At 66.1% G+C, this 21,948-nt stretch carries 11 protein-coding genes; all 11 read left to right on the top strand.

Going from position 1 to position 21,948, the window contains the following annotated elements; translation table 11 throughout:
* The first annotated feature begins 3 nt into the window (after positions 1-3).
* The 11 genes from CH273_RS01420 (at position 4) to CH273_RS01370 (ending at position 21,892) form a co-directional block, all read left to right on the top strand.
* Positions 4-1,698 (top strand): (2,3-dihydroxybenzoyl)adenylate synthase, encoded by a 1,695-nt coding sequence (locus CH273_RS01420; RefSeq protein WP_082322514.1) that lies wholly within the window; start codon positions 4-6, stop codon positions 1,696-1,698.
* A complete protein-coding gene (locus CH273_RS01415; RefSeq protein ID WP_032395942.1) occupies positions 1,695-5,057 on the top strand; it encodes a non-ribosomal peptide synthetase in 3,363 nt (1,120 codons plus the stop codon). The genes CH273_RS01420 and CH273_RS01415 overlap by 4 nt, the downstream gene beginning before the upstream one ends.
* Positions 5,058-12,701, top strand: a complete 7,644-nt coding sequence (locus CH273_RS01410) for a non-ribosomal peptide synthetase (protein WP_032395941.1) — start codon at positions 5,058-5,060, stop codon at positions 12,699-12,701. It abuts the gene before it with no gap.
* 80 nt (positions 12,702-12,781) lie between these two features.
* A complete protein-coding gene (locus CH273_RS01405; protein WP_032395940.1) occupies positions 12,782-13,855 on the top strand; it encodes an ABC transporter substrate-binding protein in 1,074 nt (357 codons plus the stop codon).
* Between the two features lie 65 nt (positions 13,856-13,920).
* Positions 13,921-15,813: a siderophore-interacting protein gene (locus tag CH273_RS01400; protein ID WP_052049650.1), complete on the top strand. Its 1,893-nt coding sequence runs from the start codon at positions 13,921-13,923 to the stop codon at positions 15,811-15,813.
* Between the two features lie 105 nt (positions 15,814-15,918).
* Complete coding sequence (locus tag CH273_RS01395) at positions 15,919-17,271, top strand: salicylate synthase (protein ID WP_032395939.1); 1,353 nt, start codon at positions 15,919-15,921, stop codon at positions 17,269-17,271.
* Entirely contained in the window at positions 17,271-17,687 is a 417-nt protein-coding gene (panD, locus tag CH273_RS01390; RefSeq protein WP_032395938.1) for an aspartate 1-decarboxylase, read from the top strand. The genes CH273_RS01395 and panD overlap by 1 nt, the downstream gene beginning before the upstream one ends.
* Positions 17,684-18,955: a lysine N(6)-hydroxylase/L-ornithine N(5)-oxygenase family protein gene (locus CH273_RS01385; protein WP_032395937.1), complete on the top strand. Its 1,272-nt coding sequence runs from the start codon at positions 17,684-17,686 to the stop codon at positions 18,953-18,955. Before panD ends, CH273_RS01385 begins: the two co-directional genes overlap by 4 nt.
* Before the next feature lie 5 nt (positions 18,956-18,960).
* Positions 18,961-20,025, top strand: a complete 1,065-nt coding sequence (locus tag CH273_RS01380; protein ID WP_032396310.1) for an iron chelate uptake ABC transporter family permease subunit — start codon at positions 18,961-18,963, stop codon at positions 20,023-20,025.
* Complete coding sequence (locus tag CH273_RS01375) at positions 20,025-21,089, top strand: FecCD family ABC transporter permease (protein ID WP_032396309.1); 1,065 nt, start codon at positions 20,025-20,027, stop codon at positions 21,087-21,089. The genes CH273_RS01380 and CH273_RS01375 overlap by 1 nt, the downstream gene beginning before the upstream one ends.
* On the top strand, positions 21,086-21,892 hold the full coding sequence (locus CH273_RS01370) for an ABC transporter ATP-binding protein (RefSeq protein ID WP_032395936.1): 807 nt from the start codon (positions 21,086-21,088) through the stop codon (positions 21,890-21,892). The genes CH273_RS01375 and CH273_RS01370 overlap by 4 nt, the downstream gene beginning before the upstream one ends.
* The last annotated feature ends 56 nt before the right edge of the window (positions 21,893-21,948 follow it).

Here is a 21,948-nt window from a genome sequence, read left to right as displayed (position 1 = left end):
GACATGCCCACCCACTCCTTCCACGATCGGGAATCCACAGTGCACCCAGTCATCGAGCACAACGCTGACTTCGTACCGTTCGACCGGGGCCGCGCCCGAACGTACCTCGACGCCGGACTCTGGCGCGAGACAACACTTCCCGACGTGTTCACCTCGTGGGTGCACCGCTTCGGCTCCAGACGCGCGGTAGTGGACGAATCCGAGGAGCTGACGTACGACGAGCTGTATTCGCGAGTACGAGCGACCGCAGCAGGGTTTGCCGACCGCGGCATCGGGCCGGGGGATCGAGTGGTGGTGCAACTACCCAATTCGGTGTCGTTCGCGGTCGTACTGCTGGCGTTGCTCGAGTGCGGCGCGGTCCCGGTACTGACTCTCCCCGCACATCGCCGACGCGAAATCAACCATCTGGCAGCCACATCGAAGGCCGTGGCGTACGTGATCGCCGACCGGGACGGACAGTTCGACTACCGTGCGCTCGCCGACGAGACAGTGGCGGCGGTACCGAGCATTCGAGACGTCTTCGTCGATGGATCGTGCGGCTCGCACAGTCCGTTGTCCGAGGTCGTCGGTACGCCACGGGATTTTCCGCGCGCGTCCCCTGCGGATATCGCGGTGCTGTTGGTATCCGGCGGAACGACGGGTCTGCCGAAGTTGATTCCGCGTACCCACAACGACTACGAGTACAACGCACGGGCCAGCGCGCAGGTCTGTGAGCTGACGGCCGAGGACGTGTATCTCGCGGTTCTGCCTGCCGCGCACAACTTTCCGCTGGCCTGTCCTGGTCTGCTCGGTGCTCTCGGGGTCGGAGCAACAGTGGTGTTCTCTCGTACCCCCAGTCCCGATCAGGTGTTCGCGGTGATCGAGCGGCATCGGGTCACGGTCACCGCGCTGGTTCCGACGTTGACACATCTGTGGTGCGAGGCGACGGACTGGGAAGAGGCGGACCTGTCCAGCCTGCGCTTGTTGCAGGTCGGGGGAGCGAAGCTGACACCCGAGATCGCCAAGATCGTCGAACCGTCGCTCGGGTGCCGGTTGCAGCAGGTGTTCGGGATGGCCGAGGGGCTCTTGAACTACACGCGGACCGACGACGCACCGGAGCTGGTGATCGGCACCCAAGGACGTCCCCTGTCCGAGCACGACGAGATCCGGATCGTCGACGCCGACGGTCACGACGTACCGGCAGGGCAGACGGGCGAGCTGCTCACCCGCGGCCCATACACGATCAACGGCTACTACGCTGCGGCAGAGCACAATACGACGGCCATCACCCCCGACGGTTTTTACCGTAGCGGAGATCAGGTTCGACGATTGCCTTCCGGTCACCTGGTCGTCACCGGCCGGATCAAGGACGTCATCACCCGCAACGGGGAGAACGTCGCGGCCGACGAGCTCGAGGATCTCCTGCTCACCCATCCCGGAGTTGCCCGAGCCGCGGTGATCGGAGTACCCGATCCCGATGTGGGCGAAAGCATCTGCGCCGTGATCGTGCCGAACGACAGCGCTCGGAACGACAGCGCTGGAAACGACAGCGCTCCGACCGTCGCCGAGGTGCGAGCATTCCTCACGGCCGCAGGCTGCGCGGGGTTCAAGCTGCCCGACCGCGTGGTGACCCGACCGTCGCTGCCCGTGACGGCAATCGGCAAAGTGGACAAGTCCTTGCTCGTCACGCAGTCCTCCGAACGGCAGGCGACTCGATGAAGGCGACGGATCTCGACGACATCAAGCGCCGGTTGCTGGCGGATCGGCTCCGGCGCGCCCGGGGTGGCGAGACCGCCGAGATCGAGCGCGGTCCTCTCGCTGACCTCGAATCGCCCGAATTCGGTGCGCTGAAAGCACGATTCGGCTCCGTCGACGATGTATGGCCGTTGTCTGCGCTGCAGCTCGGGCTGGTCTATCAGGTCGGCGTGGATGCGGACGCCACCGAGCTCTACACCGTTCGTACCGTGAACGAGGTGAACCGGGTTCTGTACGGCGACAGGGTTCGTCGTGCTCTGCAGTCGGTGGTCGACTCCACTGCGGCGCTGCGCACGGCATTCGTCACTCCCGACGGCGGCATGCCGGTGCAAGTGGTTCTGTCGACGGTGCAGGCACCGTTGACTGTGGTGGACCTCGGTAGCTGCTCGGCGAGCGAGATCGACCAGCAGTGGAACCGGATACTCACCGACGACCGGCAGCGGTCGTTCGACATCGTTGCGCCGCCACTGTTCCGGGTCACGCTCGTGCACTTTCCCGACGGTGTCGATCGCCTGTTGACGACCTACTGGTTCGGGTGTTTCGACGGCGGGTCCTCGGCGTTGTTGGTCTCGCGTGTCCTGGAGCAGTACGACGGCGCGAGCCCGAACCTCGATCACGGCTACCGGGAGTATCTGCGCTGGTCGACCTCTCGCGACCGGGCCGAGTCCGAGCGGGCATGGCAGCGCTGGTTCGGCGATGTCGACACGCCCACACTGGTGGCCGAATCGGGTCGGGGCGGCGACGAGGCTCCTCGACGCGTCGAACGGAGACTGTCGCAGGCGGTCTCCGGACGACTGGATTCGATTGCGCGCGAATCCGGGTCGACGCTCTTCACCGTGTTGGCGGCCGCGTGGGCCGGGGTGCTCATGCGCATATCCGGTCGGTCCGACGTGGTGTTCGGTACCGCCGTTGCCGGGCGCCCGATGGAGGTGCCGGGCTCGGAGCATGCCATCGGCGCGTTCATCAGTACCGTTCCCCTCCGGGTCACGGCGGGCGGATCCGATACCGTCGCGGGCATCGCTGCGCGAGTGCAGGATCAGCGCCTGGATCTGATGGCACACGACACCCTCGGTCTCGGCGGCATTCAGAAGGCGATCGGTGCCGGTGCGCTGTTCGACACCCTGCTGGTGCTGCGCAACGCGGCCGGTCCTGCAGTCGACACCGGTGCTCCGTCGGAGCATCGGGTACGACACGTCTCGACCGTCGACGGCTCGGAGTTCCCGGTGTCGATTGCCGTCGACCCGGGTAGCGAGCTGAACCTGTCGGTGACGTACCTGCCCGACTCGGTGGACGACGATCGCGCACGGTATCTACTCGACTCCTTCGAGAACGCTCTGAAAACCGTTGCCGAGCAGCCCGATCTGCCGATATCGCAGTGGCCGTCACCGGCCGCCGAATCGGTGAGCATCGTGGACAACGGTTTCGACGACAGGCTCGAGCGCCTGGGCGATTCCACGATCGCCGAGTTGCTCGCCGACCGGGCCGCATCCATGCCCGACGCGACCGCGCTGGTGTTCGGGGCCGAACGAGTGACGTTCGGAGACTTGGACGCGCGCATCGGTGCGTGCGCACGGGCACTCCTGCGCCGAGGTGCCGGTCCGGAACGCATCGTCGCCCTCGCGCTGCCGCGGTCGGTGGAGATGGTGGTGGCGCTGTTCGCGGTACTGCGCACCGGCTCGGCCTATCTGCCCCTCGAACTCGACTATCCGAGCGATCGCCTCGACCTGATGTTGGCCGACGCACTGCCCACGATCCTGGTGACGACCACCGAGACGCAGGCCCGAGGACTGACGACCGACGCCACCGAGATGATCGTCGACGATCCCGCCGTGGCAGCCGAATTGGCGGAACTTGTCAACCCGTCGGAGTTCGACTCGGGGCCGTTCGCGCCGGGGACACCCGGCCGCCTCGAGCACCCGGCCTACGTCATCTACACCTCGGGCTCCACCGGCACGCCCAAAGGCGTCGTCACCCCGTACCGGGGTCTGACGAACATGCAGATCAACCACCGAGACGAGATCTTCGTTCCGACCATCGCCGCGGCCGGGGATCGGACGCTGCGGATCGCGCACACCGTTTCGTTCTCCTTCGACATGTCGTGGGAAGAGCTGCTGTGGCTCGTCGAGGGCCACGAGGTGCATGTCTGCGACGAGGAATTGCGCCGTGACGGCGAAGCATTGGCGCGATACTGCGAGCAGAACCTGATCGACGTGGTGAACGTGACGCCCACGTACGCCGGGCACCTGCTGGACCTGGGATTGCTGAACGAGCACGACGGACATCGGATTCCGCTGGTGCTCCTCGGCGGGGAAGCGGTCCCCGATTCGTTGTGGCAGCAGCTCGGCGGCGTCGGCTACAACCTCTACGGACCTACCGAGTACACGATCAATGCGCTCGGTGCGGGTACCCGAGACAGCGACACCCCGTCGATCGGTGCACCGATCCTCGGAACCCGCGCGTACGTTCTGGATCAGTGGCTACGTCCCGTCCCCGTGGGATCTGTCGGTGAGCTGCATCTGTCGGGTGTGGGTCTGGCCCGCGGTTACCTGCACCGATACGCACAGACGGCAACCAGTTTCGTCGCCGATCCCTGGTCGCCGGGCGAGCGGATGTACCGCACCGGCGATCTGGTGCGGATCAGGCCCGATGGCCTGTTCGACTATCTGGGCCGTGCCGACGACCAGGTCAAGATCCGCGGCTATCGCGTGGAGACGGCGGAAGTCGAGCGGGCAGTGACGAACTGCGACGCGGTTGCCGGTGCGGTGGTGCGAGCGGTGGAGATCGGCGCGGGTACCCGGGCGCTCGCCGCGTACGTGGTTCCCCGCGATGCCGCTGCGGGCGAGGACCATTCCGCGTTGTTCGGATCCATTCGGGACGAGCTTGCGGCCGTCCTGCCGGAGTACATGGTGCCCACGCTGTTCGCCGCGCTGGAACGCGTTCCGATGACGATCAACGGCAAGCTCGATGTCCGAGCTCTGCCCGCCGTCGATGCCGCGGGCGGCGGTACGTTCGTGCCGCCGCGAACACCGGTGGAGACGATGTTGTGCGAGATCGTCGAGGCGGTTCTCGGGGTCGGCAGGGTGGGTATCGACGACGATTTCTTTGCCCTCGGCGGTGACAGCATCACCTCCCTCGCCGTGGCATCGCGGGCGCGCAAGGCCTCGATACCGCTGGCACCGCGTGAGGTGATGCGCAAGCGAACAGTGCGGATGTTCGGTGCGGAGCTCGTCACCGACGACTCCGCCCGGCCTGCGGTCTCTGCTGCGGCGGTCACCGTGGATCTGTCCCAGGACGAGCTCGACGAATTCGAAAGCAGTATCTGAGTGACCGAGACGACGACCGATACCGCGGCTGCTCCGCAATCCAAGATCGCCGCTGTCCTCCCGCTGACGGCGCTGCAGACCGGCATGTACCTGCAGTCGAGTCTTGCTGCGGCGACACAGGACCCGTACCTGTCGCAGACAGTGCTCGACCTGTCTGCTCCGGTGGATCGCGGCCGTCTCACCCGCGCCCTCGAACATCTGCTCGAGCGTCATCCGAACATCAAAGCGCAGCTGCGCCAGCGCCGTAACGGTGACCTGGTGTGGGTGGTTCCGCGCGCATCGACACCGGAACCGACACCTGTCGTCGGAGAGTGGAACGATCATCTGGGCCGCGACAGGTCCGCCGGATTCGCGTTCTTCGAAGGTCCGTTGATCCGATTCGCGTACTCCACCGATCCTCGGTCGCCACGGGTACTGATCACCTACCATCACGCCCTGATGGACGGATGGTCCGAGGCCATCTTCGTTCGTGAATTGATCGCCCTCTACACATCGGTGGAGTCGGCTGCTCTGCCCCCTGCTCCGGACTTTGCCGACTACCTGGCCTGGACGGCCGGTCAGGATCGTGATGCGGCGCTGGCGCGGTGGGCGCAGTATCTCGACGGCTTCGATTCTCCGACCCTGATCGCAGACGGCGCACCGTCACAGGCGAATTCATCCTCCCGTATCGATCTCGACATCGACGACCGGCTGGGACGACGCGTCGCCGACTACGCGCGGAGCCGCGGAGTGACCACGAACGTGGTGGTGCAGGTGGCGTGGGCGTCGATGCTGGCAGCTCGTACCGGAGCAGTCGACGTGTCGTTCGGAATGGCGAGCTCCATCAGGCCGTTCGATCTGGACGGGGCCGAGGCGATGGTCGGTCTGCTGCTCAACACCGTGCCCGTGCGGCTTCGGTTCGATTCGACGTCGGCGGTCGCAGAGGTGGTCGACGGCCTACAGGCAGACCATCTCGACCTGGACGAGCACCGATTCCTCGGCCTGTCCGACATCGCCGGAACCGTCGGTGGCGGTGAATTGTTCGACACCATCGTCGTGTACCAGAACTATCCGGCACCGGTCCCGAATACGAGCGAGCCGGCCGTCGAGCACCCCGTCGTGGACGAGGTTACGGTACTGGGCGCGCACATGAGTTTTCCGATGGCTCTGATCGTCGGGCCCGACCCGACGCTCTGGGCATTCGTCCTGCACGACGACTCAGCCGTCGATCATCGTTCGGCCACGGTGTGCGCCGAGACCTTCGTCGAGATGCTGGACCGACTGACGAGCCGTCCGGACGTCGATGTGCCGCAGCTCTTGTCGGCCCCGGACGGCCAGGGATACAGCGTCGGGCCACACCGGTCGGTGCCGACGCTGGAAGCGGCCCTTGCAGACAGGTTCGCGCGGTCGAGCGAGGACATCGCGCTGGTGGTCGGCGACAATGAGACGACGTACGGCCGACTCCGGACTCGGGTGTCCGAGGTGTCGGCGCTCCTGCGCGCCCACGGCGTCGGGACCGAGAGCCGTGTCGCTATCGCCCTCGGCAGGGGTACGGACATGGTGGCCGCGCTGCTGGCGACCATCGACGTGGGTGCGGTGTTCGTTCCCATCGACATTCGCTACCCGCGCGAGCGTATCGACCACCTGTTGTCGGATTCGTGCCACGACATCCTGTTGGTCGACGACGCCACACCTGCCGCGCTGGCCGAACTCGAGACCGCGACGAGAACCCGTTCGAGTTCGGCTACGGGGGCGGTGGAAGAACCCTTCGCCCTGAGCATTCCGGGCGACTGCGGGGCATATCTCGTCTACACCTCGGGTTCGACAGGTACACCCAAGGGTGTGCTCGGCTCGAGGAACGCGCTCGCCAATCGCCTGCACTGGGCGACCGAGCGATGGGGCGGACCCACGAGTCGGATTGCCAAGAGCTCGCTGTCGTTCATCGACGGGGCCACGGAACTGCTCACCGGAATCCTCGCGGGTCAACGAGTGGTGTTGGCGCAGGACCACGAGTACGCCGACGCGGGCGCGTTGGCTGCGCTCCTCGAACGATCCGGTGCCGAGCAGATCACCGCCGTCGGGTCACTCGCTGCGGCATTGGCAACCACCTCGACGCCGGAATGCCGTTCGCTGACCGGTTGGATACTCAGCGGAGAGCCGTTGACCAGCAGCATGATCGACGCCATCGGACACGCCACGCCCCACGCCTCGGTACACAACTCCTACGGCTCGTCCGAGGTGGCCGGGGACGTCGCGGTGCATCGCGTCGCAGGTGATCCGACGGTCATCGGAACGGCAGTGAACAACACGGTCCTCGGGTTGCTCGACGGCCGCTTGCTCCCGGTACGGAATGGCGTCGGCGGCGACATCTACGTCTCGGGAGCCCAACTTGCCCGCGGGTACGCCGGCAGGCCTGCGGACACCGCGGCTCGCTTCGTCGCGGACCCTCGCGTCGACGGTGGGCGAATGTATCGCACCGGTGACCGCGCCTGCATCGTCGACGACGGAGCGCTGGAATTCCTGGGACGCGACGACAGGCAGGTCAAGGTCCGGGGACATCGCGTCGAGCTCGGTGAGGTCGAGAACCTCACGGCCGACAGCGAATCCGTGAACGAATGCGCGGTGGTGGCGGTGACGGACAGCGCAGGCGCGACCGTGCTCGTTGCTTACCTGACCCCCGAGAGTGTCGATACCGCGGCAGTACGCGACGCTCTGCGCGCCCGTGTACCCGACTACCTGGTGCCGACGTTCTGGGTGCCGCTCGACCGACTGCCGAACACTCCCAACGGCAAGACGGACCGGATCGCTCTGGTACAGAGAGGAATTCCGGACAGCGAACCCAGCCGCTCACGTGCAGCTGCCACCGACGACGAGCGTTGCCTCGTCGGCCTTTTCGTCGACGCCACTCGTGCGGGTGCCGAGTCCATCGGCGTCGACGACGACTTCTTCGCACTCGGCGGCGACAGCATCACCGCCATCACGCTCGTGTATCACGCGCGGGGAGCCGGGTTGGCCATCACCACGGCGGACGTTTTCGAATGCCGTACCGTCTCCGGACTCGTCCGACGAGCCCGACAGGCCGAATGTGCCGTCGGCGCAGCGGAACCCGACAGCACTACCCCGTTGCTCGATGCAGACGATCTGGCCGAACTGAGCCGACTCGGTGTCGACGCCGATCTCGCACGTCCGGCGACTCCGCTGCAGCAGGGTCTGGCATTCCAGTCCGTTGCCGCCGGGGACGGCGTCGAGGAGATCTACGTCATCGCCACCGAGTTCGAGGTGCGCGGCGAGCTACGCACCGATCGACTCGACGCCGCGCTGGACGCGCTGTTCGATCGTCATCCTGCTCTGCGCTCCCGCTTTCTCACGCTGAGTACGGGGACCACCGTCGCCGTCCGTGATGCAGGTCGGGTGCCGGTCGTCAGGCACGCGGTGGACGATCCGGATTCGTACTCGGCGCGCGCATCGGTGCTCGAGGATCGCCGTACCTTCGATATCGAGCACGATCCGCTCGTGCGAATTCTCGTGCTGGACTGCGGAGAACAGCTGCACCGTGTGGTGCTGACCGTGCACCATCTGCTCGTCGACGGGTGGTCCATGGGGACCGTCGGCACCGAGTTGTTCATGCTGTACCGAGGCCGAGATCTACCGGCTCCGGCTCCGTTCGACGACTACCTGCAGTGGCTGTCGCGTCGGGACGACTCGTCGATCGATGTATGGCGCGAGGCGCTCGGCCCGGACGTCGCTCCCACGACCATCGCGCCGTCCGCACCGCTGACCTCGAACGACCGGTCCGAGGTTCGGGAGATCGAGATCGGCTGGGATGCCGACGACACTGCTCGCCTCACCGACTCCGCCCGTCGGCGATCGGTGACGGCGAGCGAGCTGATCAATGCGGCATGGGCCGTGGTTCTGTCGTCCTTCACCGACAGCGAATCGGTCGTGTTCGGGTCGACGGTATCCGGCCGCCCGACGGACCTGGACCGTGTCGGGGACATGGTCGGGTTGTTCATCAACACCATCCCGGTGCGCGCCGCGGTCGGTCGCGATGCCACCCTGTCGTCGATTCTCGCGGGCCTGCGCGAGTTCTCCATCGCCGTTGCCGCGCATCATCACGTCGGCCTGTCGGACATCCAGAAGGCAGTCGGCCGGGGGACACTGTTCGACACCCTCGTGGTGTTCGAGAACTTCGCCACCGCCGAAACGAACGGTATCGACTCGGAGGACTTCTCGGTCTCGGTCGCCCGGTTCCATACGGTGACTCATTACCCACTGACGTTGACGGTGTTCCCCGGCGAAAGACTGCGGCTGGTGCTCGAATACCGCAGCGACGCCGTGTCGGCGGAGCGCGCACATGCGGTGGCGTCGGCCATGAAGGCAGTGCTTCGAACGTTCGCCGAGCCGGGCGACCCGCCCATCGCGTCGGTGTCCCTCGTGGACGAGTCGACGGCGGCTCGGCTGACCTCGGAGTGCGCCGGCATCGAGCGCGCCTACCCTGACGGAACAATGGTCGACTTGTTCACCGATCGTGTTGCGCAGCAGCCCGATTCGATCGCTGTTCAGGACGACACCACGGTGTGGACGTTCGCGGAGTTGGATCGCGTGTCCAATCGAATTGCACGATCGCTCATCGGATCCGGAATCGGCGCCGAGGACATCGTGGCCGTCGAGGCCCCGCGCACGGCGACGACGATGGCAGCGATCCTCGGCGTGATGAAGTCGGGGGCTGCCTACCTGCCGATGGATCCGAACTGGCCGGTCGAGCGCACTCGCCAGATCCTCGACGAAGCACACCCGGTGGTCACGGTGACCACGGATTCCGTTGCGGCGCTGCAGCCGTCGTCCACGGATTCCGTCGCCGTGACCGATGCGGAGCGTCGGGCATCGTTGCATCCCGATCATCCGGTGTACACGATCTACACCTCCGGTACGACGGGTGTGCCCAAGGGCGTTCTGGTCTCGCATCGAGGCCTGGCCAATCTGTACCACTCGCACCGCGAGAACGTGCACACTCCGGCGATCGCTCGCGCGGGCAAGCCCACCCTGAACGTTGCGCACGCGTGGTCGATGGCCTTCGACGCGTCCTGGCAACCGCAGCTGTGGCTGTTCGGCGGTCACACACTTCATCTGATCGATCCGGGGACCGTCCTCGACCCGGTGGAACTGGCAGCCCGGCTGACGGAGCTGTCGGCGGACTTCGTCGAGGTCGTGCCGTCGTTGCTCGAGCAGATGATGCGAGTGGGATCGATCGACACGCTGTCCACGGTCGGGGTCGGCGGAGAAGCGGTATCTGCGGACCTGTGGAATCGACTGCGCACCAGTGAGACCCTGGTGGCCTACAACTTCTACGGCCCGACCGAGGCGACGGTGGATGCGGTGTACACCTCCACCGAACTGGTGAGCGAGCCGGTGATCGGTAGGCCGGTGACCAACATGCGGGCATATGTGCTGGACCGCAACCTGCGGCTGGTCCCGCCCGGCGTGCTCGGCGAGCTCTACCTGGCCGGTCCCGGAGTCGCGCGGGGCTACCGGCACGCACCGGGGCGTACGGCTCACCGCTTCGTTGCCGATCCCTTCGCTGCGGACGGCACGCGGTTGTACCGGACCGGAGATCTCGTGGCGTGGAACGAGAATGCTGCGCTGCGATACGGCGGCCGCTCGGACGATCAGGTCAAGATTCGTGGCCACCGAGTGGAGGTGGGGGAGGTCGAGGCTCGATTGCGCGACCTCGACGCAGTCGCCGACGCACGAGTGGTGGTCCGAGGTGCCGCTACCGGGAACGCCACGCTCGCCGGGTATCTGGTTGCGGCGTCGGATCGCGAGCTCGACACGAATCTTGCCCGTGCCCGGTTGCGGGGTCTGCTGCCGTCGTACATGGTGCCGGCGTCACTGACCGTGCTCGATGCTTTTCCGCTGTTGCCGAACGGCAAGGTCGATGCCTCCGCATTGCCCGAGCCCGTGTTCTCGACACGGACCGGGCGTGCTCCACGTACCGATGCCGAGCGGCGGATCTGCGCTGCCGTGGCCGAGGTGTTGCATCTGCCCCAGGTCGGTGCCGACGACGATTTCTTCGATCTGGGCGGCGACAGCATCATGGCGATGGAGTTGTCCGCGAGGCTCCGATCGGCCGGCGTCGGGGTGTCACCGCGGCACATCGTGTCGCTCCGTACGCCGGAAACCATTGCAGGTCAGCTCGAGTCGAGCGAACCGTCGAACGCAACCCCTGCTGTCGGCCCCTACGGGGACGTTCCGCTGACACCGATCGTCCGGTGGATGGACGCACTCGACGGGCCCATCGACGAGATCTCGCAGGCGGTGTTGCTCGATGCTCCGGCGTCGCTCACCGAGGACTCGCTGACGCAGCTCCTCGTCCGCCTCGTTGCTCGGCATCCGATTCTGCATTCTCGATTCCAGCGGAGCCCGGGTTCGGAGTCCAGCTTCACGGTGTTGCCGGACGGCACCGCCGATGTGACCGAGTGGATTCGCATCGAGGATTGCGACGGAACGACCGAGTCCGAGCCGGCGGATCGGGTCGCTGCCGAATCACGTTCTGCACGTGCGCGGTTGAATCCGGCCGCGGCGAGGATGGTCGATGTCGTGTGGCTGCGGCACGGACGCGATCCGGCGTCGTCGGGAGAGCTGCTGATCACGCTGCATCACCTCGTGGTCGACGGAGTGAGTTGGCGGATACTATTGCCCGATCTGGTCGGTTGCTGGACGCAGGCCGCCGTCGAGCGAAACCCCGTCGGTCCGTCGATGCGGCAGTGGGCGTACGAGATGCGCAGTCTCGCAGACTCGCCCGAGGTGCTCGCCGATCTCGACTACTGGGCGAGCATCGGTGACGGAGCGGCGCAGATTCCGTCGACGCGGCCACTCGACCCGTCGATCGACACCGGTGCCCGCGTGCGTACCACTCTCTTCGCCCTGTCGGAGGACGAGAGTGCAGGGCTGATATCGGCGGTTCGTACTCACCTCGGGGTCTCCGTCGAACACCTGCTGTTGGCGACTTTCGCTGCGGCAGCGGCGCACTGGACGAATCCCGATGCGGTGGACCCGCAGTCGTTCGTCGTCGATGTCGAAGGTCACGGACGCTCGGGAGTGGCCTCCGACCGAGTGGACGGCTCGGCCGTGGTCGGATGGCTCACTGCGGTGTTCCCGCTCCGTCTGACCGCGAAGCCTCGGGATCACCGCACCTTGACCGCGCACGAGGGGAATCTCCCTGCGGCAGAGTCCGTTCTGCGTGAACTGACAACCGCCGCCAAGGCGTCCAGGGACTCGGTGCCGGGAGATGGATCGACCTATGGACTGTTGCGGTGGATGGGCGGCGACGCCGGCGAGACTCTGCGCGGAACACCCGGTGCAGACATCGAATTCAACTACCTCGGTCGTTTCGACGCGACAACCGACGGGCCGTTCGGTGCCAGTCGGCTGCGCAGCAGCCTCGACTCGACCCCTGGGGTGAACACCCCCTGCGGCTACGCGTTGATCGTGGACAGTTACATCCACGACCTCCGTGGCTCGTCCGTGCTGGGTGTGACGATGAGCTGGCCGGAGGGGGTGCTGTCCGGTGTCGAGGAACTCGCGGGGCTGTGGCACGACGCGTTGTCGGCCACGTGCCGAATACTCGCTGCCGGCGCTCCTAGTGAGGCAAGGGTTACCTCATAAGTGTTACCTTGTCAGTCGCCTCACCCGGTCGGGTGTTGGACGCCGAAGCGCGTGGTCGAGTCGAGAGGTACCGAGCAACGATGAAGGTTCGTACGAAGTGGATGAGGAGCGCCGCGTCGATCGCGCTCGCCGGAGGGCTGACCATCGCCCTCGCCGCCGGGTGCAGCAGTGGTACCGACGAGGCACCCACAGCCGAATCCACGACTGCTGCGCAGGAATCGGCATTCCCGGTCACCATCGATTCCGCACTCGGATCCGCGACGATCCCCGAGGCACCCGAGCGGATCGCCACCTGGGGTTGGTCCAACCAGGACGCCATTCTCGCCCTCGGTGTCGTGCCCGTCGCCATGCCGACCTTCGACGGCGCTCAGTACGGAGCGGACGACCGCGGCATTCTGCAGTGGGACGCGAAGGCGCTCGCCGACCTGGGCGGCGAAACACCCACGCTGCTCTCCGGTGACGGAACCGGCGCGGTCCCGGTCGAGCAGTTCGCCGCCGCCGCCCCCGATCTCATCTTCGCCCCGTACTCGGGACTGACCCAGGAGGAGTTCGACCAGCTCTCCGACATCGCGCCGGTCGTCGCGTACCCGGACGAGCAGTGGACCACCTCGTGGGAGGACCAGCTGACCATCGCGGGCAAGGCCTTGGGCAAGGAGAAGGAGGCCGCCGATCTGGTGTCCGGAGTCGAGGGTTCCATCGCCGACGCGGCTGCGAAATATCCGGCGCTGAAGGGTAAGACGGTCACCATCGCGCTGCCCAACGCTCCGGGCACGTTCGCCGTCAGCAAGGACGACGACGTGCGCGTCGAGTTCCTCGAACAGCTCGGTCTGGTCAACGAGCCCACCATCCAGGAGGCCGACCCGGTCGAGGATCCCGATGCCGTGTACTTCGAGCTCAGCCTCGAGCAGGCCTCGCTGCTGAAGTCGGATGTGTTGTTCGTCGTCGCCTACGACAAGGAATCGCTGGGTGCCTTCCTCGTCGAACCGGCCGTGGCCTCGCAGCCCGTGCTGGCGCAGGGGCGCACTGCATCGACCGAGAACCTCAGTGCAGACAAGAACTTCGCGTTCGGCGGCCTGACGGTGCTCACCATTCCGTACATCCTCGACGACGTGGCATCGGCGCTGAACACCGCCGCCGAGAACGTCCAGGGCTGATCCGAGCGCAGGCCCACCCGACGCACCGCAGACGTGCATTCATCCGAGAAGGAGCGTGTTTCACCGTGGCAAGGTCCCACCGACTTCAGGTCGTCTTTCCCGAAGTCATCCGTACGGCCACCGTGATCGACACGCGGCAACTCGGTCCTGGAATGCGCAGGATCGTGTTGGGTGGGCCGCAGCTGCGTGAGTTCACGCGTGACGGATTCGAGTTCCCGGCGCTGCGCAGTGAGGGATTCGACGATTTCGTTCGCCTGTTCTTTCCCCTCGACGACACGGGCACGATGGCGCTGCCCGTCCAGCACGAGCGCACGGTGGAGTGGCCGCGCGACCCGCGGCCGGTTACTCGCAACTACACCGTGCGCAGCGTCGACACCGACAGTGCGGAACTGACGCTCGATTTCGTCACCCACGACACCGGAATCGCATCGACGTGGGGGCGTCGCTGCTCGGTGGGTGACTCCATCCCGCTGCTCGGTCCGGTGCGGTCGGGTCATGCACCCGCCGAAGTGGATTGGGTGTTGCTCGTCGGCGACGAGACAGCGTTGCCTGCCGTTGCTCGCTATCTCGACGAGGCCGCGGCGGGGGAGCGAATCCGGGTGTTCGTCGAGGTGGCCGACGCCGAGCGAGAACTACCGCTGCCGACGGCCGCCGACGCCGAGATCACCTGGGTCCACCGCGACGGCGCAGTTGCAGGCACCGGGGATCTGCTCGAAACGGCCGTGCGCAGAGCGCCCTGGTGGGACGGAACCGTGTTCGCCTGGGTCGCAGGCGAATCCACAGCGCTCAAGGGCATCAGGCGATACCTGCGGGAGGATCGCGCCCTGCCGCCCGAAATGGTCGAGGTCACCGGATACTGGCGTCGCGCAGAGGTACTCACTCGCACGGACGATCCGGAAGTTCCCGATCTGACCGCCCGCGAATCCGAGCCGTTCGACAGGCTCGCCGAACGTGCGGAGTTGTTCTCGCCCTTCGCAATCAGAGCGGCCAACACGTTGCGCATCCCGCTGCATGTCTCGCGCGGCGTACGCACCGTTGGTGAACTGGCGACGGTCACCGGCACCGACGTGCGAGCCTTGGCAAAATTCGTCCGCTATCTGCGGGCCGTCGACGTGCTCGGCGAGGACTCCGACGGCGGTGTGGTCCTCGCCGATATCGGTGAGGCCATGCTCGGTGACGACTGGATCTCGCATTGGCTGGACCTCGAGGGAATCGAGGCGCGAGTGGAACTGTCGATCACCGGGCTCGTGGAGAGCCTGCGCACCGGCGGTGCCAGCGCCAGCCTTCTCACCGGCAGGACGTTGAGTGAGGACCTCGCAGATTCGTCCCGGCTGACCGAACTGCACCACAATCACATCGCCGACGAGGCTGCGTTCCTCGGTCCGGCCCTCGTGCAGGACTATTCGTTCGACGACGTGTCGACGTTGGCGGTGACCGGTGCGGCCTCCGGTGTGGTGCTCGGCTCGATCCTGACGGCCAACGACGCGATGTCGGCAACCGTTCTCGGATTGCCGAGCGAGCTCGACCTCGTCCGACGTGATCTGCAGACGAGGCCGGAACTTCCGGCGCGCGTGACCGAGTGCGCTCAGAGCGTCGTGTCCGAACCGCGTACGACCCCGGCCGGTGGATTCGACGCGTATCTGTTGCTCGAGGTCACCGGGCACTACCGCGACGACGATCTGGCGTTACTGCTGGCGAGTGCCGCATCGGGCGTCTCCGAGAGCGGCAAACTGATTGTGGTGGAACGGCTGTCGGACGAGCAGTCGATCAACGAGGACCAGGCCGAGTTCGATCTGCTGATGCTGTGCATGCACGGCAGCGGAGTGCGAACCAGAGCCGAGTTCGAGTCGGTGGCAGCCGCGGCGGGACTGACGGTGACCGCGTCTCGACTGGTCGGTTGGGGTATCGCCGTACTCGACCTGCGGCGTGCGTCCGAAGCCGTTGTGCGCGAGGTCTAGTTAGGTTAGCGTTGCCTACTGAAGGCGCGCGGCGATGCTCTCGGCATGTCGGTTGCGCGCGATGCGCGGTCTCGGACCGATTCACCGTCAGGAGTGCACATACACATGACCGTTGTCGAAGAAACGGCGTCGGGCACGGCCGATACGACCATCTTGCAGCGCGGGTTGCAGACGGTGGTCACGTTGGCCGAGTCCGGCTTGTTCGACGAGTACGTCGTGTACGAGAACAGAGGACGCTGGGTGTTCGCGGGTGGCGTGGTCGCTCGCATCGTCCTGCAACCGGATGTCGTCACGACAACGCGGGGGAGCGGGGCACCGACGGTGCGTCGGTGGTCCGGCAACCCGGCGGCGGCGTTGCGTGAGGCCTGTGACGGTCTCACTCGCGAATCCTGGAATGCGTACGGCTACGTCGGATTCGGGTTCGCAGCCCACCTGCACGACGCCGTCGCCGAGTCCGGCTCCGAGTCCGACGAGGTGCTCGCCCACTTGGTCGTGCCGCGAGTCGAGGTCCGATTCGGACATGACTGCGACGATATCGAGGTCACCGGAACCGAGGAGGACCGCGCCGCGGTGTTCGCCGTACTCACCGCCGCCTCCGTCGACGAGCCACCGACGGTCCACCCGCTCGATGTCGGCGGCGACCTCGACGACTATCGCGGTCGGGTGGCGCAAGCTGTTGCAGAGATTCACCGAGGTGAGTACGCCAAGGTCATTCTCTCTCGCACGGTGCGTATTCCGTTCGATCTGGACATGCCGGGTACCTACCGGGCGGGGCGAGCAGCGAACACTCCGGCTCGCTCGTTCCTTCTGCACCTCGGTGACCTACGTGCCTCGGGTTTCAGCCCGGAGCTGGTTGCGTCCGTCGACGCACGTGGTGTGGTCACCACCGAACCGTTGGCAGGCACGCGGGCCTTCGGCTTGGGTTCCGATGCCGACTCCGCAGCGAAAACCGATCTCGAGCAGGATCCCAAGGAAATCACCGAACACGCTGTGTCCGTTCGTACCTCGTTCGAGGAGCTGGAATCGATCGCACGACCCGGGTCGACCGCCGTGTCGGACTTCATGAGTGTGCGAGAGCGCGGAAGCGTCCAGCACCTCGCGTCGACCGTGCGGGCACGTCTGCGTGACGACCTGTCCTGCTGGGACGCTTTCGGGGCCCTGTTCCCGGCCGTCACGGCATCGGGCATTCCCAAACGTGAGGCCATCGAGGCAATAGGGCGGCTCGACGACCCGCCCCGCGGCCTGTACTCCGGGGCCGTCGTGAAGGCGTCGTCCACGGGGGAACTCGAAGCGGCGCTGGTGCTTCGAGCTGTGTACGAACAGCGCGGATCGGCATGGCTGCGTGCCGGTGCCGGCATCGTCGGCCAGTCGACTCCCGATCGTGAATTCGACGAAACCTGCGAGAAACTCGGCAGCGTCGCCCCGTATCTCGTCCGTAAGAAGGAGGAAGACGCCTGATGCATCGCACCATGTTGGGTGGAAAGATCCACCGCGCCACTGTCACTCACGCCGACCTGCACTACGTCGGTTCGATCACCATCGACTCCACTTTGATGCACGCCGCCGACCTGATCGAGGGCGAACAGGTTCACGTCGTCGACATCACCAACGGAGCGCGCCTGGTGACGTATGTGATCGAAGGGCACCCCGGTTCCGGTGTCATCGGAATCAACGGCGCAGCAGCGCATCTGGTGTCCCCAGGTGATCTGGTGATCATCATGTCGTTCCGACAGGTGGAAGACTCCGAGCTGTCCTCGCACACCCCGTCGGTGGTGCACGTCGATTCTGCCAACGAGATCGTCGCTCTCGGAGTCGACCCGTCCGAGCCGGTTCCGGGTGCCGTCGATCAGATGTCGGGGGCGAGCGTTCGATGACGTCGCACGAGAACTACGACATCGTCGGCGTCGGATTCGGGCCCTCCAATCTGGGACTGGCCATCGCGATCGAGGAGCACAACCGAACCTGCGCTCCCACAGAACGGTTGACGGCCTGCTTCGTCGAGTCCAAGGACGAGTTCGCGTGGCACCCCGGCATGTTGTTGCCGGGGACGACGATGCAGATCTCGTTTCTCAAGGACCTGGCGACCCAGCGCAATGCAGGCAGCGAGTACACCTTTCTGGCGTACCTGTCGGAGCACGGTCGACTCAATCACTTCATCAACCTGCAGACGTTCTTCCCCAGCAGGCTCGAATTCCACGACTACCTGACGTGGGCCGCCGGAAAGGTCGACGCGACGGTGCACTACGGCACCCGGGCGGTGGACGTCGTCGACACCGGTGACGGTTACGGCGTCCGAACCGAGGGACGACGAACCAGGACCGTGCGGGGTCGCAACATCGTGCTCGCCGGCGGTTTGACGGCCACCCTGCCGGACGGGGTGACGGCGTCGGCGCGGCAGTTCCACAACCACGATCTCCTCGGGCACCTGGACCGCCTGCCGTCGCGGACGCATCGCACGTTCGTCGTCGTCGGTGCCGGGCAGAGCGCGGCCGAGGTGGTGGACTACCTGCACTCGTCGTACGGCGATTCCTCCGTGCACGCGGTGCTCCGCAAGTACGGGTACAGCCCCGCCGACGACAGCCCCTATGCCAATCGCATCTTCGATCCGACGGCCGTCGACGACTTCTATTCGTCGTCCCACACGCTGCGCGAGCAGCTGCTGCAGTATCACCGCGGTACCAACTACTCCGCCGTCGACCTGCCCCTGATCGAGGAGCTGTACTCGCGCGAGTACGCCGAGCGGGTCAGCGGGCAGCGCAGGCTGTTCGTGCACGGAGCATCTCGAGTGGTCGACGCCGTCGAGGAGCCGTCCGGCGTCCGGGTCGCCGTCGAGCACGGCCCGACGGGTCTGGCCGAGGACATACTGTGCGACGCTGTCGTCTATGCCACCGGCTTCACGTCCCTCGATCTACCCGAGATCCTCGGTCCGCTGTTCGACGCCGTCGAATACGACTCCCGCGGTCCTCGCGTGACGCGGGACTACCGACTCGTGACGCGCGAACCGAGTGCGGGTTCGATCTACCTGCAGGGCGGCACCGAGCACACGCACGGTCTGACCTCGTCGTTGCTGTCGAACATCGCTGTTCGCAGCGGTGAGATCGTGAAGTCCGCAGTGAGCGCGAGGGTGCGATCGGTGGTGTGAATCGGGTGAGTGCGAGCGTGGGCGACGAGCCGGAACAGCGAGATGTTCCGGCCGAAGTCGGTGGTCTCGCTCGCACCGATGCGCGCCGGGCCGCAGGGTTGTTCGTCGTCCTGGGTGTTCTGGCAGCGCTGTGCTTGGTGAGCATTTCGGTGGGCACCGAGTACATCCCGATCGGTCGGGTGTGGCACGGGCTGCTGCACGTCGACGGATCCACCGAATCCGTGATCGTCCGCGAACTGCGGCTTCCGCGTACGGTTCTGGGTTTGCTCGTCGGACTCGCCCTCGGGGTCGCCGGTGCGCTGATTCAGGCGATGACGCGAAATCCGCTGGCCGACCCGGGAATTCTCGGCGTCAACGCCGGGGCGGCGTTCTTCGTCGCGATCGCCGTCGGCGTGTTCGGTTTCACCGGAATCAGCTCGTACATCTGGTTCGCGTTCGCCGGGGCGGTGTTCGCAACGATCGTGGTGTACGCGCTGGGGTCACTGGGGCGCGCCGGAGCCACTCCGATTCGCTTGACGCTCTCCGGAATTGCGCTCGGTGCGGTACTGGGCGGCGTCACCTCGGGCATGCTGCTGCTCGATCCGGATGCCTTCGACAGGATGAGGTTCTGGGGCGCGGGTTCGTTGGCCGGTCGAGGTCTGGACATCGCGTCCGAGGTTGCCCCGTTCATCGCGCTCGGAGTCTTTCTGGCGGCCCTGATCGCTCGTCCCCTCAATGCGATATCGCTCGGCGACGATCTGGCCCGGTCACTGGGAGCGAACGTGGTTCGGACGCGAATCGTCGGCGTCGTCGCTGTGACTCTGCTCGCCGGAGCCGCGACGGCGGCGGCCGGGCCCATCGGATTCGTCGGACTGATGATCCCGCACATGGTGCGCTGGATCGTCGGACCGGACCAGCGTTGGATTCTGATCTACACGGTGTTCGCGGCACCGGGATTGCTGCTGCTCTCGGACGTGGTCGGCCGCATCGTCATCAGGCCGGGGGAGCTGCAGGTCGGTATCGTCACCGCGTTCGTCGGCGCACCGGTGCTGATCGTGCTCGTTCGCCGGAAGAAGGCGAGCGGACTGTGATCGGTGAGCAACGCGGCGGCAACATCGATTTCGGTCGAAAGTTGTGGGTCGTGCGAGTGCGGGATCGAGTGGACGGCCGCATCGGCATCCGAACGGTGGGCGTCTGCGCGGCCTTGCTTGCCGTGACGGCGGTGGTCTCCATCGTCGCCGTCGGTACCGGCGACCTCTACATTCCGCCGAACGAGGTGCTCGCCGCAGTGTTCGGCGATGCGCCACGCCTGACCGAGATTGTGGTGATGGAGTGGCGGTTTCCCCGAGTGGCACTGGCCTTCCTGTTCGGTGCCGCCCTCGGTGTATCGGGCGCGGTCTTTCAATCCTTGACGCGAAATCCGTTGGGTAGCCCGGACATCATCGGGTTCGGTACCGGTTCCTACACCGGCGCGCTCGTCGTCATCCTCACTCTCGGTGGTGGCTACTACCGGACCGGAGCAGGCGCGCTCGTCGGCGGACTCGCAACGGCCGCCGTGGTCTACCTGCTCGCGTACCGGCGCGGGGTGCAGGGCTTTCGGTTGATCATCGTCGGGATCGCGGTCAGCGCCGTGCTGGCCTCCGTCAACACCTGGCTGGTGATCAGGGCCGATCTGGACGACGCCATCGCGGCCGCCGTGTGGGGTGCGGGCACCCTGAACGGGCTGGGGTGGTCGCAGGTAGGGCCGGTACTGGCAGTGTCGGTCGTCATCGCGTCGTGCTCGGCGGTGCTCTCGCGTCGGCTGCCGATGTTGGAGATGGGGGACGACGCGGCGAGGGCGCTCGGCGTGCGCGCCGAGCCGACCCGTCTGATGCTGGTGTTTCTGGGTGTCGCGTTGATCGCGATGGTCACCGCGGCCGCGGGACCCATCTCCTTCATCGCGCTCGCTGCGCCGCAGTTGGCTCGCCGCCTCACCGGCACCTCGTCGGTGGCGCTGATGCCTGCCGCGTGCATGGGAGCGCTGCTGCTGGTCGTGAGCGACGTTGTCGCGCAGCGCGTGTTCGCTCCCACCCAGCTGCCGGTGGGTGTGGTGACCGTATCGGTCGGCGGCGCATACTTCGTGTGGTTGTTGGCGCGGGAAGGCAGGAAGCAGTGACGAAGCCTCGATTGCACACCGACGAGATCACGGTCGGATACGGCAGCAGCGTCATCAGCGAGAACCTGACCGTCGAGATTCCCGACGGCAAGTTCACCGTCGTCGTGGGACCGAATGCCTGTGGTAAGTCGACTCTGCTGCGGGCGCTCTCGCGGCTGCTGAAGCCGACGCACGGAACCGTTCTGCTGGACGGGAAGGCGATCTCGTCGTATCCCGCGAAAGAAGTTGCCCGACGCCTCGGCCTGCTTCCGCAGACCTCCATCGCGCCCGACGGGATCTCGGTGGCCGATCTCGTTGCGCGGGGCCGTTATCCGCATCAGAAGTTGATCCGGCAATGGTCGGCGGTGGACGAGGCTGCGGTGATCGAGGCCATGAACGCAACGGCAGTGACATCGCTGTCGGCTCGTCCGGTGGACGAGCTGTCCGGCGGACAGCAGCAACGTGTCTGGGTGGCAATGGTTCTGGCGCAGCAGACACCGCTGCTGCTGTTGGACGAACCGACCACCTTTCTCGACATCGCCCACCAGATCGAACTGCTCGACCTGTTGGCCACTCTGAACCGCGAGAACGGCCGCACTCTCGTCGCCGTGCTGCACGACCTCAACCACGCCTGCCGGTACGCCGACCACATCATCGCGATGAAGGACGGCGCAGTGGTCACCGAGGGTGCGCCCGCCGATGTCGTCACCGCCGAGCTGGTCGAGGCGGTCTTCGGGCTGCCGTGCCGCATCATCGACGATCCGGAATCGCACACTCCGCTGGTGATCCCCAAGGTGGTCGGTCGCAGGCTAGGCAAGGCTTAGTTTAAAGTTGAGGGAGAACGGCCCCGAGTCGGCCCTGAGGGTTTCTCGCAGGAGTG

It is taken from the genome of Rhodococcus sp. 05-339-2 (genome assembly GCF_002258965.1).
Lineage (GTDB): Bacteria > Actinomycetota > Actinomycetes > Mycobacteriales > Mycobacteriaceae > Rhodococcoides.
The sequence above is the reverse complement of the archived record's forward strand: the minus strand, read 5'-3'. Positions and strand labels throughout refer to the sequence as shown.

Bases quoted from the DNA above. Each gene is read 5' to 3' on its own strand.
- CH273_RS01420 (WP_082322514.1), top strand. From the start codon at position 4: ATGCCCACCCACTCCTTCCACGATCGGGAATCCACAGTGCACCCAGTC.
- panD (WP_032395938.1), top strand. From the start codon at position 17,271: ATGCATCGCACCATGTTGGGTGGAAAGATCCACCGCGCCACTGTCACT.
- CH273_RS01385 (WP_032395937.1), top strand. From the start codon at position 17,684: ATGACGTCGCACGAGAACTACGACATCGTCGGCGTCGGATTCGGGCCC.
- CH273_RS01415 (WP_032395942.1), top strand. From the start codon at position 1,695: ATGAAGGCGACGGATCTCGACGACATCAAGCGCCGGTTGCTGGCGGAT.
- CH273_RS01405 (WP_032395940.1), top strand. From the start codon at position 12,782: ATGAAGGTTCGTACGAAGTGGATGAGGAGCGCCGCGTCGATCGCGCTC.
- CH273_RS01395 (WP_032395939.1), top strand. From the start codon at position 15,919: ATGACCGTTGTCGAAGAAACGGCGTCGGGCACGGCCGATACGACCATC.